The 14867-nt window shown below is 69.8% G+C and carries 15 protein-coding genes; 3 read left to right on the forward strand and 12 right to left on the reverse strand.

The features are described from left to right. Nucleotides 1-36 precede the first annotated feature (36 nt). Entirely contained in the window at nt 37-429 is a 393-nt protein-coding gene (locus ACIRR9_RS34980; RefSeq protein WP_403760308.1) for a nuclear transport factor 2 family protein, read from the reverse strand. A 468-nt stretch (nt 430-897) separates the two neighbouring features. Here ACIRR9_RS34980 and ACIRR9_RS34985 point away from each other — a divergent pair, with 468 nt between their 5' ends. Then, complete coding sequence (locus tag ACIRR9_RS34985; protein ID WP_403760311.1) at nt 898-1605, forward strand: TetR family transcriptional regulator; 708 nt, start codon at nt 898-900, stop codon at nt 1603-1605. A gap of 57 nt (nt 1606-1662) precedes the next feature. Here the strand turns inward: ACIRR9_RS34985 and ACIRR9_RS34990 are convergent, their stop codons facing one another. The 6 genes from ACIRR9_RS34990 to ACIRR9_RS35015 form a co-directional block, all read right to left on the reverse strand. Next, complete coding sequence (locus tag ACIRR9_RS34990) at nt 1663-2421, reverse strand: IclR family transcriptional regulator (RefSeq protein WP_403760625.1); 759 nt, start codon at nt 2419-2421, stop codon at nt 1663-1665. Nucleotides 2422-2691: 270 nt separating this feature from the next. Beyond that, nucleotides 2692-3705, reverse strand: a complete 1014-nt coding sequence (gene dmpG / locus ACIRR9_RS34995; protein WP_403760314.1) for a 4-hydroxy-2-oxovalerate aldolase — start codon at nt 3703-3705, stop codon at nt 2692-2694. Further along, on the reverse strand, nt 3702-4655 hold the full coding sequence (locus tag ACIRR9_RS35000; protein WP_403760316.1) for an acetaldehyde dehydrogenase (acetylating): 954 nt from the start codon (nt 4653-4655) through the stop codon (nt 3702-3704). The genes dmpG and ACIRR9_RS35000 overlap by 4 nt, the downstream gene beginning before the upstream one ends. Continuing rightward, complete coding sequence (locus ACIRR9_RS35005) at nt 4652-5560, reverse strand: 2-keto-4-pentenoate hydratase (protein WP_403760319.1); 909 nt, start codon at nt 5558-5560, stop codon at nt 4652-4654. The genes ACIRR9_RS35000 and ACIRR9_RS35005 overlap by 4 nt, the downstream gene beginning before the upstream one ends. Nucleotides 5561-5665: 105 nt before the next feature. Beyond that, nucleotides 5666-6274: a TetR/AcrR family transcriptional regulator gene (locus ACIRR9_RS35010; protein WP_403760322.1), complete on the reverse strand. Its 609-nt coding sequence runs from the start codon at nt 6272-6274 to the stop codon at nt 5666-5668. A 41-nt stretch (nt 6275-6315) separates the two neighbouring features. Further along, the gene (locus ACIRR9_RS35015) at nt 6316-7176 is read right to left on the reverse strand and encodes an alpha/beta fold hydrolase (RefSeq protein WP_403760325.1); all 861 of its coding nucleotides are present in this window, start codon (nt 7174-7176) and stop codon (nt 6316-6318) included. A 162-nt stretch (nt 7177-7338) separates the two neighbouring features. On the opposite strand from ACIRR9_RS35015, the gene ACIRR9_RS35020 reads away from it, so the two are divergent. Then, nucleotides 7339-8211 (forward strand): VOC family protein, encoded by an 873-nt coding sequence (locus ACIRR9_RS35020; protein WP_384566417.1) that lies wholly within the window; start codon nt 7339-7341, stop codon nt 8209-8211. A 60-nt stretch (nt 8212-8271) separates the two neighbouring features. On the opposite strand, the gene ACIRR9_RS35025 is transcribed toward ACIRR9_RS35020, so the two are convergent. Beyond that, nucleotides 8272-8460: a ferredoxin gene (locus ACIRR9_RS35025; RefSeq protein WP_365342403.1), complete on the reverse strand. Its 189-nt coding sequence runs from the start codon at nt 8458-8460 to the stop codon at nt 8272-8274. A 163-nt stretch (nt 8461-8623) separates the two neighbouring features. Here ACIRR9_RS35025 and ACIRR9_RS35030 point away from each other — a divergent pair, with 163 nt between their 5' ends. Next, the gene (locus ACIRR9_RS35030) at nt 8624-9487 is read left to right on the forward strand and encodes a mycofactocin-coupled SDR family oxidoreductase (protein ID WP_403760327.1); all 864 of its coding nucleotides are present in this window, start codon (nt 8624-8626) and stop codon (nt 9485-9487) included. A 45-nt stretch (nt 9488-9532) separates the two neighbouring features. Here the strand turns inward: ACIRR9_RS35030 and ACIRR9_RS35035 are convergent, their stop codons facing one another. The 4 genes from ACIRR9_RS35035 to ACIRR9_RS35050 form a co-directional block, all read right to left on the reverse strand. Then, nucleotides 9533-11005, reverse strand: a complete 1473-nt coding sequence (locus ACIRR9_RS35035) for a FadR/GntR family transcriptional regulator (protein ID WP_403760329.1) — start codon at nt 11003-11005, stop codon at nt 9533-9535. 178 nt (nt 11006-11183) lie between these two features. Next, nucleotides 11184-12386, reverse strand: a complete 1203-nt coding sequence (locus ACIRR9_RS35040) for a cytochrome P450 (protein WP_403760332.1) — start codon at nt 12384-12386, stop codon at nt 11184-11186. A gap of 137 nt (nt 12387-12523) precedes the next feature. Next, nucleotides 12524-13783 (reverse strand): amidohydrolase family protein, encoded by a 1260-nt coding sequence (locus tag ACIRR9_RS35045; RefSeq protein ID WP_403760334.1) that lies wholly within the window; start codon nt 13781-13783, stop codon nt 12524-12526. Nucleotides 13784-14065: 282 nt separating this feature from the next. Continuing rightward, nucleotides 14066-14803: a hypothetical protein gene (locus ACIRR9_RS35050; protein ID WP_403760337.1), complete on the reverse strand. Its 738-nt coding sequence runs from the start codon at nt 14801-14803 to the stop codon at nt 14066-14068. Nucleotides 14804-14867: the final 64 nt, after the last annotated feature.

Genomic DNA, 14867 nt, shown 5'->3' on the forward strand with positions numbered 1-14867 from the left:
GACGGGACCGACGGCACAGGCGCTTTGCGGTTCGGGCTACTTGAACGTCGTGACGCGCTTGCGGAACTTCCATACGTCGCCCACCCGGACCAGCGTGTCCTCGTAGCTCCCGACGAGCTGTACCGCCCAGCCCTCCTCGCCGCGCGCGAAGAACACCAGGTTGCTGCTGACGGTCACCTCGTCGCCGGGCGGCGAGGTGAGCAGGATGTTGCCGACCATGTGCAGCTGCGGGGCCTGCGGCGCGAAGGCCCCATAGGCCTTGCGGATGGCCTCCCGGCCCTCGAAGGTGCCCTGCCCGACGATCTCGGCGACACCGTCCTCGGTGAAGAGGTCGGGAATGGCATCGGTGTTCCCGGCGTCGACGGCGTGGGCGTAGGCAGCGATGGTGGCCTGCACGCCGGCCAGGGCGGCTTCGGCGGAAATGGTCATCGGTCTTCTCTCCCAGGACGGTTCAGAGGATGGAGTGGCCCAGGGCCTGCGGCCGGACCCGGCGGACGGAGACACGGCGCCACGTCGGACCGCGGCTCGGCGACAGGCACCCGAAGCCATATTTCGACCACTGAGTCTATTGATACACCAGGCGCAGAGGGAGTGGGTATTCGCAATCACCCCTCTTGTTGACCGATCGGTACAATCCCAATGCCATGCCGCCGGGCAGGCACCGGGACCGCCCCGCACCCCGGCCGCCACCGTCCGAACACCGCAGGCGTGACGGGAACAGGCGAGAGGGGTGTCCCCGGGACTTCGGTCCCGGGGACTCTGCACTGCGCCACCGCGCGCACGGCTGATCCGGAGCCCGAGGTCCGCATTCCACCGAATACGCCGAAGGCTGTTCGACGCGGGCTGCGGGAACCTGTTTCAATCAACGCATCGTCACGTCAAGCGGGGAGAGAACCGATGCCACGACCGCCGGGCCACGGACCGGGCTTCGAGGTCAGACGCCAGAAGATCATCGACATCGCGGCGTCGCTGTTCGCGCAGCAGGGGTACGCGGCGACCTCGATCAACGACCTGGGACGTGCGGTCGGGCTCGCCAAGGGCGCGTTGTACTACTACATCGGGTCCAAGGAGAACCTGCTGGTCGAGATCCAGTCCCGGGTGATGGGCCCGCTCCTCGCGCGCGCCCGTCAGATCGCGGCACTCGACGAGGGCCCCCTGGTGCGGCTGCGCCTGCTGTCGGAGTCGCTGCTGACCATCATCTTCCGCAGGCTCGACCACATCTGGGTCTACGAGCACGACTACCGCTCCCTCAACGGCGAGGAGCTCAAGACCCTGCTGGGGCAGCGCTCCGACTTCGAGCAGGTCATCTCGGGGCTGCTCACGGAGGCCATGGAGCAGCATGTCTTCCGTACGATGTCGGCGCGGCTGGCGACCCTGCAGTTCCTGAACCTGCACAACCACACCTACCAATGGGTGAACCCGGAAGGACAGTGGGACGCGGCGTTCCTGTCACAGGAGTACTGCGCGACCCTGTTCCGCGGATTCGGCGCGCCGGACCACGCCCTGCCGAAGATCGAGGAGCTGGCCGAGGCGTTCAAGCGGGACCACCCCGGGCTGCCCCTCGACCCCGAGACGGAGTGGGAGCAGGTCTCCGCCACGGGCTGACGCAACGGCACGCCGAGGCCCTGCGACGTGATCCGCCCGACACCCGCCAGCCGCCCCCTAGCCGACGAGGCTGGGCACGTCCCGCCGGCCCGGCTGTGGGGTCGTCAGGAGTTCCTCGGACACGGCCCGTACCGCTTCGACCACCAGCGGGGCCACGAGTTCCAGTGCGGAGCGGCCGTCCCCGACAACCGATATCGCGCCGAGGGGTCCTTCGGGCCCGCGCAGCGCGAGGCCGACGCAGCCGAGGTCGGGGAAGCACTCCCCCCGGTCGATCGCCAGTCCGTTGCGGCGCCGTACCAGGGCGAGTTCGCGGTGCAGCTGGTCGAGACGGCCGATGCTGTGCGGGGTACGGCGCTCGATCACCTGCGTGTACCGGGCGTCGATGTCCTCCGGGGACAGCCAGGCGAGCATGGCCTTGCCGAGCCCGGTGCAGTGCGCGACCGCCCGGCCGCCGACCTGGGACGGGATGTCCACCGCGGCCCGGCCTCCCACCTTGTCCAGGTAGTAGATCTCCGGCCCGTCGAGCACGGCCAGGTGCACGACCATCCTGGTCCGCACCGCCAGATCGAGGAGATGCGGTGCGGCGGCGGCCCGCAGGGCGCTGTGGCCGATCTCCCGTCCGCCCAGGCCGAGCGCCCGGGTTCCCAGCGTGTACCCGGCCGCTGTGTGCCGCAGCCAGTCCAGCCGGACCAGCTGGTCGAGTATCCGGTGCGTCGTCGAGCGGGGCAGCTGTGTCCGACGGGAGACCGCTTCGAGCGTCAGACGGGTCTGCGGACGTTCGAAGAGATCCATGATCAGCGTCACGCGCTCCATCATCGACGGAGGCAGCGCGTGGCCGTCGGCCTCGGTCGCACGCGCGCTCAGACGAAGGGCAGACGTCATCGTCGGTGCCTCTCTGCTCAAACTGAAATCAATTCTAGTTCGGCGCCGACGCCAAACTACCAACGCCGTCGGCCGCTGAGAAAGACTCGTGCACCGAATTATTGGGGCGGATGGTCTATTAATTCTTAGAATGCAAAAAAGCGTACCGCTCACCGGGAAAGCGGTCCCGGGAGCGGTACGTGGGCTGGTACGTGAGGTGGGTACTCAGCCGCGGACGAGGTCCAGGGCGATGTCCACGATCATGTCCTCCTGCCCGCCGACCAGCCCGCGCCGGCCGACCTCCTCCAGGATGGTGCGGGCGTCGAGTCCGTACCGGTCGGCCGCGGCCTCGGCATGGCGCAGGAAGCTGGAGTAGGCACCGGCGTAGCCGAGGGTGAGGGTCTCCCGGTCGACGCGTACCGGCCGGTCCTGCAGCGGTCGTACGAGATCCTCGGCGGCGTCCTGGAGGGCGTGCAGGTCGCAGTCGTGCTTCCAGCCCAGGAGGTTGGCGACGGCGACGAACGGTTCGATCGGGCAGTTGCCCGCGCCGGCGCCCTGGCCCGCGAGCGACGCGTCGACCCGGGTGACGCCCTCCTCCACCGCCACCACCGAGTTGGCGACTGAGAGGGAGAGGTTCTCGTGGGCGTGGATGCCGATCTGGGTCTCCGGGTCGAGTACGTCCCGGTAGGCGCGGATGCGGTCGCGGACGCCGTCCATGGTGAGGCGGCCGCCGGAGTCGGTGACGTAGACGCAGTGGGCGCCGTAGGACTCCATGAGCTTCGCCTGCCCGGCGAGGGTCTCCGGGGACGCCATGTGGGCCATCATCAGGAAGCCGGCCACGTCCATGCCCAACTCCCGTGCGGTGGCGATGTGCTGGGCCGCCACGTCCGCCTCCGTGCAGTGCGTGGCGATGCGCACCGAGCGGACCCCGAGGGCGTAGGCCCGCTTGAGCTCCGCGATGGTGCCGATGCCGGGCAGCAGCAGGGAGGTGAGCACCGCGCGGTCGATGGCGTCCGCGGCCGCCTCGATCCACTCCCAGTCGGTGTTGCTGCCCGGCCCGTAGTTGAGGCTGCCGCCGGCCAGACCGTCACCGTGGGCGACCTCGATCGCGTCCACGCCCGCCCGGTCGAGAGCCGCGGAGATCTTCGACACGAACTCGGGGGTGATGCGGTGCCGGATGGCGTGCATCCCGTCCCGGAGGGTCACGTCCTGCACGTAGAGCCTGCGGGCGGCGGTCACTTGGTCACCTCGGTGGTCAGTCGCCGGGCGATGCGCTCGGCGACGCGCAGCGCGGCCGAGGTCATGATGTCCAGGTTGCCGGCGTAGGCGGGCAGGTAGTGCGCGGCGCCCTCCACCTCCAGGAAGACCGAGACCTTGGTGGTGGGCAGCTCGGAGACGTCGTCGGGCAGCAGGGTGTGGACCGGGTCCCCGGCCGCGACCGGGGTGAACTGGACCTCCTGCTTGAGCCGGTAGCCGGGCACGTACTCGGCGACGGCGGCCACCATCTCCGCCACCGAGGCACGGATCTCGTCCTGGTCGGCGTCGCCGGTCAGGCAGTACACCGTGTCCCGCATGATGAGCGGCGGCTCGGCGGGGTTGAGGACGATGACGGCCTTGCCCCGGCGGGCACCGCCCACCCGCTCGATGGCACCGGCCGTGGTCTCGGTGAACTCGTCGATGTTGGCACGGGTGCCGGGCCCGGCCGACCTGGACGCGATCGAGGCGACGATCTCGGCGTAGGGCACCGGGGTCACGCGGCTGACCGCGTGGACGATCGGGATGGTGGCCTGGCCTCCGCAGGTGACCAGGTTCAGGTTCTCGACATCGTTGGCGAGGTGCTCGTCCAGGTTGACCGGTGGTACGACGTACGGTCCGAGGGCCGCCGGGGTGAGGTCGACCAGGCGCTTGCCGTACGGGGCGAGCCGCTTGGCGTTCTCGATGTGCGCCTTCGCGGAGGTGGCGTCGAAGACGATGTCGATGTCGTCGAAGCCGTCCATGCGGATCAGGCCGTCCACGCCCTCGTGTGTGATGGGGACCTTCAGCCGGGCGGCGCGCGCCAGCCCGTCCGACTCAGGGTCGATGCCCACCATCGCGGCCATCTCCAGGGTCTCGGACAGGCGCAGCACCTTGATCATCAGGTCGGTGCCGATGTTGCCGGAGCCGATAACGGCCACCTTGGTCTTCGTCATCCGTGTTCCTTGGCTTCCTTGGCTTCCTGGGCTTCGTGGGCTTCGTGGGCTTCGTCGGATTCGCCGGGTTCACCGGCCTTCTCGGGTGCGGGTGAGAAGGTCGCCGTCACCGAGCCCAGACCGGGCATCTCGGCCCGTACGGTGGTGCCCGGCGGTGTGGGGACGAGCGGGCCGAGGGCGCCGGACAGGACGATCTGACCGGCGCGCAGCGGGTCGCCGAACTCCCGGGCGGTGCGGGCGAGCCACAGCAGCGCGGCGAGCGGATCGCCCAGGCAGGCGGCGCCGTCGCCCGCGGAGGCGAGCTCACCGTCGGCGTACAGCCTCATGGTCACGTCCCGGGGGGTGAACTCCGCCAGAGCGACCCGCTCCGGGCCGAGCACGAACAGCCCGCTGGACGCGTTGTCGGCGACCGTGTCGGTGATCGCGATGTCCCAGCCGGCCACCCGGCTGTCGACGATCTCCAGGGCGGCCACGGCGTGTCCGACCGCCGACCGCACCCGTTCGAGGTCGAGGTCGCCGGTGTCGAGATCGGCGGCGAGCACGAACGCGATCTCCGCCTCCACCCGCGGCTGGAGCAGCCGGCCGCTGGGGACGGCCGGCAGGCCGGAGACGTCCATGTCGTCCAGCAGGACACCGAAGTCGGGCCGGTCGACGCCCACCTGGCGCTGCACCGACTCGGACGTCAGGCCGATCTTGCGCCCGACGACCCGTGCCCCGGCGGCGATCCGGTCGCCGACGACGCGTCGCTGGACGGCGTACGCGAGGCTGATGTCCGCCGGTCCGAGCAGGTCCCGTACGGGTGCACAGGGCCGGTGGTCACGGGCCGCCCGGGTCAGTCGCGCGGCGGCCTCCGTCACGGCGGTCTCCCGGTCCGCGACCACCGCCGGTTCCCAAACGTCTGTCATCGCCATCCTCACCTCGTGCCGGCCTTCAGCGTGGGCCGCCGTCCGGCGCGGCCGTTGCGGGTTTTCCGCTCACCGGGACTCGAAGGCACCTCCCTCCCGGCCCGCTCACGGCGCCGTGAGCAGCCGCGCGGCCAGGCGCAGGTCCGCGTTCCCCTGTTCGGTGGGGATCTCCTCGGTCAGCATGGCCACGAACACCCCCCACCAGCTGTAGACGAGCAGCCGGACCCTGCTGCGCGCGGTCACCGGATCCGCCCGGCTCCCGAGCAGCCGCAGGAGTCGCTGCCCCAGTGCGCTCTCCACGATGTCGATCCGGGTCGGGACGACGCTCGTGTACTCCGTGAACGACGACAGCGCCACCGCCGAGGCCAGCAGCCGGCTGCTCAGCAGTTCGCCGCTGAGCGCGACGAGCGTCTCGCCCGCCTCGGTCGCGCGGTCCGCCCCGGGGGTGCCGTCGCGACCGTGGTCGCGGCCGCCCAGGATCCGGTCGATGTGCCACTCCAGCACCGCCAGGAACAGGTACGGCTTGGACGGGAAGTAGCGGTACAGCGTGGCGATCGCGACCCCGGCCTCCTTGGCCACGTCGTGCATCTGGACGTTCGCCAGGCCCTCGCGGGTACCGAGGTCGGAGGCGGCGCGCAGGATGCGGACGCGGCGGGCGGTCTGGCCGCTCGACATCGGTGCGGCGGGCCGCCGTGCCGCCAGGGGTCTCGCCACGTGTTCCGCCCCCTGCGCCGCGAGCTGCCGCGGGCCGGTGCTCAGCCGGCCTCCGGGCGGGTCAGGAAGGCCAGCACCGCGCTCTCCCAGGCGTCCTTCTGCTCGATCATCGCCCAGTGTCCGCAGTCCGGCAGCACATGGAGCTCGGCCCTGGGCATGGTGCGCATCGGCAGCAGCGCGCTCTCCAGCGGGGTGACCCGGTCGTCCCGGCCCCAGGTCAGCAGCGTGGGCGCGGCCACCTTGTGGAGTGCGGCCCAGACGGACTGGTCGGAGTGGGCCTGGGCGGCCTGCAGCGCGGCCATCGCCTGCCGGCCGTAGATCCGGCGGGAGGCCTCCAGGGTGGCCGGATCGGTGGCACTCGTCCAGCGTTCCTCGATCACTTCCGCGGTGAGCAGTGCCGGGTCGTGCACCATCGACCTGAGCCACCGGACGAGGTTGTCGCGGGTGGGGTCCTCGGCGAACTCCACCAGCAGGTTCAGTCCCTCGCTGGGCGCCGGGGACAGGAGGTTGCGGCCCACGCCGCCGACGGTCACGATCCGGCGGAACAGGTCCTTGTGGGCGATCGCGAGTCCGACGGCGACGAAGCCGCCCATGGAGTTGCCGATGACGTCGACGCGGTCGAGACCGAGGCCGTCCAGGAAGCGCAGAACCGCCTTGGGGGCGGCCACCATCGGGTTCTCGGCGGTCGGGTCGCTCACGCCGAAGCCGGGGAACTCCAGCGCCAGGCAGCGGAAGTGCCGGGCGAGCACGGGAAGGTTGCCCCGGTAGTTGCGCCAGCCCGTCACGCCAGGCCCCGACCCGTGCAGCAGGAGCAGCGGGGGGCCGTCGCCCACCTCGTGGTAGCGCAAGGTGCCTTCGTCGGTGCTCAGTTCACGCAGGGTGTCGTCGTAGCTCGGTGTCATGACGGCCACCGTCCCATCGCGGGCGCGGCGGTCGCCGTGTCCCTCCCGATCAGTGGGACGGCCCCGGCATTGGCGGTATCCGGCTGTCTACCGTCGCAGTCGTTCGTGTTGCCGGGGCTCCGACGGTCGCCCCGGACCTGACCAATGTGAGGGGAGGGCCTGATGGGTGTTCGCTCACTCGGGTACCTGCGTCTGGAGTCCAACGACCTCGACAAGTGGAAGGCGTTCGGTGCCGACTTCCTCGGTCTGATGCCCGTCGAGGGCGGTGATTCCGGGTCCCTGTCCTTCAGGATGGACGACTACCCGGCCCGCATCGTGGTCTCTCCCGGGGCCCAGAGCGGGATGACGGCGCTGGGCTTCGAGGTGATCGACGAACGTGAGTTGGCGCGGCTGGTCGCGGACGTCGAGAAGGCGGGCATCAAAGTGACCGCCGGTACCGAGGCCGAGGCGGCGGAGCGGAAGGTCACGGGCTTCGTCAAGTTCAGCGACCCGGGCGGGAACCCGGTCGAGCTGTTCTACGGCACCGTCCTGGACCATGTGCCCGTGCAGACGCCGCTGGTCTCGAAGTTCGTCACCGGTGACATGGGCTTCGGGCACGCGATCGTCTCCGCCGAGGACGCGCGGACCACGTTCGACTTCTATGTGAACGTCCTCGGTTTCATCGAGCGGAACACGATGCGCTCACCCGGTGGCACGACCTGGTTCATGGGGTGCAATCCGCGGCACCACACGCTGGGTGTGACGCCGATGCCCGGTCCCGGGCGGCTGCTGCACTTCATGGTGGAGGCGGCGACCCTGGACGACGTGGGGCGCGCCCTCGACCGGGCCGCCAAGTACGAGGTGCCGATGATGCACTCGCTCGGCAAGCACACCAACGACCACATGGTGTCGTTCTACGTCTGGTCTCCGGAGAACTACGCCGTCGAGTTCGGCTGGAACGGTCTGAAGGTGCCGGAGCCCGTCCCGGTGTACGAGATCACGGACGGGGCGTTCTGGGGCCACCACTTCACGCCGCCGCCGCAGCCGGCCGGCTGAGCCGGTGGACATGGGTGAGCCCCACGGCCGACGGGCCTGGGGCTCACTCGTGTGTGGTGTTCAACGGACGGTGACGGCCCGTTCCGGGCAGGCCGTCTCGCCGTCGCGGGCCGCCGCTTCGAGTTCCTCCGGAACGTCCGTCTCGAAGGGCAGCGCGTAGCCGTCGTCGTCCAGGCGGAAGAGTTGCGGTGCCGCCGCCGCGCATCGGGCGTGCCCGGAGCACGCCGCCTTGTCGATGGTGATCTTCATCTGACAACTCCGTTCTCAGTCTGCCTGGCCATTGCGTGTACTGAATCCGTCCCGACGGCCGAGAGTCGCCGGCCAACTATCGCCGTAGAGCGGCGACCACGAGCGTTCCCGACCCCCGGACATCAAAACTAAGGACACTCTTCTTTCTGAAGAAGGAGACCCCATGGGCCGAGTACAGGGCAAGGCCGTCTTCATCACGGGAGCCGCGCGCGGTCAGGGCCGGGCCCAGGCGGTCCGGCTCGCCGCGGAGGGTGCCGACATCATCGCCGTCGACCTCTGCGAGGACATCGCCACCAACGGCTATCCGCTGGCCACCGAGGAGGACCTCGCGGAAACCGTGGCGAAGGTCGAGAAGCTCGGCCGGCGCATCGTCGCCCGCAAGGCGGATGTACGGGATCCGGCCGCGCTCAGGGCGGCCGTCGCCGAGGGGGTCGCCGAGCTGGGGCGGCTCGACGCCGTCGTCGCCCAGGCCGGTATCTGCCCGCTGGGGCCCGGACAGACCGCGCAGGCCTTTCTCGACGCCGTGACCGTCGACTTCAACGGCGTGGTCCACGCCGTCGACTCGGCGCTCCCCCATCTGCCCGACGGCGCCTCGATCGTCGCCACCGGATCCCTCGCGGGGCTGACCCCGGCCACCACCGACAACCCGGCCAACGGCCCGGGCGGGCTGGGCTATTCACTGGCGAAGCGCCAAGTCGCCGCGTTCGTGCACGACTTGGCGACGGTCCTCGCTCCCCGGCGGATCCGGGTCAACGCGGTGCACCCCACCAACGTCAACACCGACATGCTCAACAGCGACCTGATGTACCGGACGTTCCGCCCCGACCTGGAGCACCCGAGCCGCGAGGACGCCCTGCCGTCCTTCCCCGCGACGACGGGATTCGGTATTCCCTATGTGGAGCCGGAGGACATCGCCGACACCGTGCTCTTCCTCGTCTCCGACGAGTCCCGCTACGTGTCCGGCATGCAGATGCGCGTGGACGCCGCCGGCTATGTGAAGAGGCGTCCCCAACTTCCCACGTTCTGAATGTCTTTCACGGCCGGCCCGGCACGGGGCAGCGACACGTGTGCCTCAGTGCCACCACGGGATCAGCGCGTCGAGGTGGCGGCGCATCCGGTGCCGGGCCAGCGCCGCGTCGCCCTGCTCGATCGCGTCGAGGATCCGCTGGTGGACGTGCCCGACCTCGTCGGCTGCCGCGTCCCCGGGCAGTGGCCGGTCGTTCCCGGAGGCATGCCTGCGGAACAGCTCGGTGATGATGGCGAGGAAGAGCGACAGCACCGGGTTGTCGGCCAGGGCCGCCAGTTCGGTGTGGAACAGGTCGGCCTTGCGGGTGTCGTCGGGCGGGCCCTCCGTGGTCCAGCGGACGGCCTTCCCGAGGCGCTCGGCGACCTCGGGATCTCCAGCGGCGTGGCGGGCGGTCACCCTGGCGACGATGCCGAGTTCGATGGCGTTGCGCACGATCCGCAGGTCGTCGGCGGTGACGCCCTGGTACTCCAGGAAGAGCGCCATCGTGTCGATGCTGGCCTGCGGTTCGGGCTCGGTGACGACCAGCCCGCCGCCGGGACCGCGGCGCGTCCGGGCGACCGAGTGGTACTCCAGGAGCCGTACGGCCTCCCGCAGGACGGCCCGGCTGATCTCGTAGCGGGCCAGCAGTTCCGTCTCCGAACCGAGGACCGTACCGATCCGCCGGCCGCGCGCGGCGATGTCGTCGTGGATGCGGGCGGCCACGACCTCGGCCAGTTTGGCCCGTGATCCCTCGGCGAGTTCGGGCTCGATCACGTTCCCCGGGACACGGGTTCCGCGGCGCACCCGGTGCTTCTCGATCCATGCCGCGACCGACTCCAGGTGGGCGGTCAGCGCGGCCTGCGCGCGGGGGCCGTCGTCGGCGATGACGGCGTCGACGACGGCACGGTGCTCGCGGTGCGAGAACTCCCTGGCCGCCTGTGTCTCCGCCTTGGTGACACGCCGGGAGGTGTGCGCGTAGCGGGCGGTGAGACGGGTGAGTACGTCGATGAAGAGGTGCAGCACGGGGTTGCCGGACAGCCGGCCCAGCACGGGGTGCAGGGGATCCTGCGAGTGGACCGACGGGACGTCCCGGTGCTCGGTTTCGGCGTCGAGTGCGGCCCGGAGCGTGGTGATGCCCTCTTCGGTGATCCGCTCGGCGGCCAGGCCCGCGGCGATCGGTTCGAGGAGCAGGCGGGCCCGGAGCAGGTCGGTCACGCTGGTGCCGACGTATTCGAGGTAGATCACCATGGCCCGGGTGGCCGGTCCCGCGTCGGGCGCGCGGACGATGAGGCCGCCGCCGGGGCCGCGCCGCATCCGGGCGACCTGGTGGTGCTCGACCAGTCGTACCGCCTCGCGGAGCACCGCCCGGCTCACCCCGAGCCGCTCCCGCAGCTCGCCTTCCGAGCCGAGTGACTCGCCGACGGGCCAGCCCTGACGGATGACGCTCGCCTCGATGCGCTGTGCGGTCTGCGCGGCCAGTTTGCCGACCGGGACGTCCGCCTCGCCGTCGGCGGGATCGCGGTCGACGGCAGTCGCCATGGCCGGCTCCTCCCGGGGAACATTGCGGATCCCCAGTCTATTCGTCTCTGTTCGTCACCAGGGCGGAGGACGCGGGAGAGCGGCGGCCGTCGCCGTGTTCGGGGCACTCATTCCCCGGTACGAGGACTACGACGGTCCCGGAGAGCCGTGCCGCCCACGGGTGCGGGCGGCCGGTTCCTCACCACTCCAGCCTGAGCGACTTGATGCCGTACATGTTGCCGTGCTGCCACAGCTCCTGGCCGGGCGCGAGCCGGTAGTCGGGGATGCGCCGGTGCCATTCCTCGACCGCCACGTTGAGTTCGAGACGGGCAAGGTGCGAGCCGAGGCAGCGGTGCGGACCGGAACCGAACGCGATGTGGTTGGTGGCCTTGCGGTGCAGGTCCACCTCGCGCGGGTTCTCGTAGCGGCCGGGGTCGCGGTTGGTGACCGCGAGCGGGAGCATCACCATCTCGCCCGCCCGGACCGGACAGCCGCCGATCTCGACGTCCTGGGTCGCCTTGCGTGCCGGGACGACGAACGAGTAGACGCGCAGGGTCTCTTCGACCCCGGTGGGGATGAGCGAGGGGTCGGCGAGGATCTCGGCGCGCTGTTCCGGGTGGGTGGCGAAGTGGTACAGCGCCCAGCCGATCGAGATCGGCACGGTGTCGAAGCCGGCCTGGAACATCAGGACGCAGAAGGCGTGCATGTCCCGGTCGTTGATCGGCTCTCCGTCGACGGTCCAGGTCATGGCATGGGAGAGCAGGTCGTCACGCGCCGTTTTGCGGCGCAGGGCGATCTGTTCCTCGAAGTAGGCGGACACCTGTCGCATGGCGGCCAGTTGACGGGCGCCGTCCGGGTCCTCGGCGTGCGGGAGGTGCAGCAGTTCCCGGGTCCAGGCGAGGAAGGTGGGCAGGTCCTCCTCGGGCAGGCCCATGAGGCGCATGAAGACCAGGGTCGGGAAGCGGCGGGCGAACTCGTCGAGCACCTCGGCGCCGTCGCGGTCCGCCAGCGCGTCGATCATCTCCGCCGCGATCCGGCGGACTTCCGGTTCCTTGGCGGCCACGGTGCCCGGGGAGAAGTACCGGCCGAGGAGGCGTCGCCACACGCTGTGTGTGGGCGGGTCCAGCATCTCGGGGATCCACAGGAACTTCGGGTCGGGGTCGAGCGCCGTCACCGACTTGTTGGAGAACGTCCGCCAGTCCTGCAGCGCCTGCTGCACGGCCGGGCCGTCCGTGACGACCCAGAATCCGCGCGCGACGGTACTGCGGAACCCGGAGTGGGCGCCCGCCATCTCGTCCCAGCGCTCCTGGTGGCTGAGGACCGGGCCGCCGAGGCGGTTGTCGAAGTCGTAGGCGGGCAGCCCGTCGTAGGTACCGTCGGGCTCGTCGAACGTCGTGCTCATCTCGGCCCCTCTCGAACGAAGAACGCAGAACGAGTATAAATAGTATACTGATTACTACGATCGCGACGAGTACCCGCCGCAGGAAGACAGACAGGCCCCGGCGTGAGGTCGCCGGGGCCTGTCTCCGCTCCGGGGGTTCAGACCTCCTCGGCGACCGGCGCCAGTTTCCGGCTCGCGTCGAAGCCGACCACCTTGGCGAGGGTGCCGCCGAGGATGGCGGCGCGGTCCTCGTCCCCGACTCCCTCGAAGTTCTCCGCCACGCACTCGGCGCTGCTGCGGAAGGTCCCTTCGGCGTGCGGGTAGTCGTTGCCCCACATGACCGTCGAGAGGCCGGTGATGTGGCGGGCCTTCACGGCCGTCGGGTCGTCCGCGAACTGCACATGGATCTGGCGCCGGACGTACTCGGTGGGCTTGAGCGGGTAGGGCCAGCGGTCGTTGACGGCGAACAGCCGCCCCATCGCGGGCTGTTCCTTCGGGGCACGGCTGTCGTCCCAGAAGCCGAGCCACCAGTCGGGGTCCTGGCCGGTGCCGGTCTTCCAGGCCTTGTCCATGTAGCCCATGAAGGAGACCAGCCAGCCGGCCGTGTACTCGATGAGGTTGAAGTGCAGATCGGGGAAGCGCTCGCAGACCCCGCCGCCGACCAGGCTGGCGATGATGCCCTGCGGGCCGGCCACGGCCGAGCCGACCGCGCTGCCCATGGTGCGGCCGGCGACCATGTCGTCGGTCAGGTTGCCCTTGCCCATGTTCATCGCCGTCATCAGGCCCCGGACGGTCAGCGCCGTCTCGGACACCTCTTCCCTGACCCGCACCCCGCCGGTGGCGACATGGATGAACACCGGCATCCCGTGCGCCTGAGCGGCCGCCCAGACCGGGTCGTACTCCCTCGCGTAGTACGGCAGCGGCGGGATCTCCGGCAGGAGGATCGCGCCGAGGCCCAGCCGGGCGCAGCGCTCGATCTCCGCGACGGCCTCGGGGACGTTCGTGAGCGGAATCGCCGCCGTCGGACGCAGCCGGTCCTTGTACGGCAGATACCTCTCGACGAGATAGTCGTTCCAGACGCGGGCGTGGGCCATGGAGAGTTCGTGGTCGTCGGTGAAGAGGACGAACAGCGAGAGGTTCGGGAACATCACCGAGGCGTCGACGCCGTCGAGGTTCATGTCCCGGATGATGTGGTCCGGATCGCCGTCCGGTGTCTCCCCGCCGATCTGGCGGTACTTGGAGATGGTCCAGCCGTCGAAACCGATGGTGTGCAGTTTCTTGAACTCGGTGTGCCCGCCGTCGACGATCGGCTCGTCGAGGGTGAACTCCTCTTCCCACAAGGCCCGTTCACGCAGTTGGCGGGGAAGCCGGGTCTTGAAGAGATCGACCGGCTCGATGATGTGCGAGTCGCCGGACACGACAAATTCCTTGAACACAGGCGGTACCTCTTTCGAACCTCGTCGTTCGTGGCAGAACCCAACCCGCGAATGATGCGAAGTTAGCTGTACCGGCCGGTCTAGTCAACGATTCAGCATACGGAATGAATACAGGTCCGAAGCTCTGGGAAGCCTGACAAACTGCTGACACGGGAAATTGACATCAGGACTCCCTCCGTCAAAGCAAAATGCGGATACTCAATTGCCATGGCCGGGACCCGCGATCGGCAGCGCGGGACCCGGCCTCGGCGGCCACGCGGGGCCCTAGACGGTCACCGGTTCCGTGGCCGCGGTCCCGGCCAGTTCCTGCTCCTCCGACTTGACCGCACGCAGCAGCACGATCGGCGTGGCGATCTTCCAGACGAAGTACGTGAGCATCGGGACGGTGTTGGCGAGTATCCCGTTCCAGGCCAGCGGACCGGACTTGAAGAGGTAGACGAAGGCGCCCGGGATGAGCAGCACCCCCAGCACCATGCTGAGCCAGCCGTACCAGCGCGGGAAGATCGGACGCTCACGCCGGTCGACGAACGACGCGTACCCGATCGACCAGACCTGCAGCACGAAGATGCAGGCGTTGCCGACCAGCATCAGCCAGAACGTGTCGCTCATCGCGGCCAGCACGTCCGGGGAGTGGATCTCCGGCCGGTAGGCCGCCGCGGACAGGATCGCGAGCGGGAAGAAGAACCCCAGCGGGGCGACGACGCCCGTGGTGAGCTGGATCATGGACAGCAGGCCCCAGCCGCCCTCGACCCGGCGCATCTGAAGGCTCGTCACGACCACGTACGGGTACTCGAAGGGGACGGTGAGCACCATCAGCACGACACACCACAGGATCCCGGTCCGGTGGTCGTGCAGGAACGTGACGATGTCCGCGGGGCTCTTCGTCGGACTCATCGGGGTGAGGATGTCGCCCGCACTGAAGGCGGCGATGAAGCCGACGAGCAGGACGAATCCGCACCACGCCGACATGCGTTCCAGTTTGAGGTAGAGGTCTTTCCGCATCTGCAGCTCCCTTGTTGGCCGACGGCGCCGGACGACGCCGTCTCCTGACGGGCCCGCCGCGTCC

It is taken from the genome of Streptomyces sp. NPDC101234 (assembly GCF_044767525.1).
GTDB classification, from domain to species: Bacteria; Actinomycetota; Actinomycetes; order Streptomycetales; family Streptomycetaceae; genus Streptomyces; species Streptomyces sasae.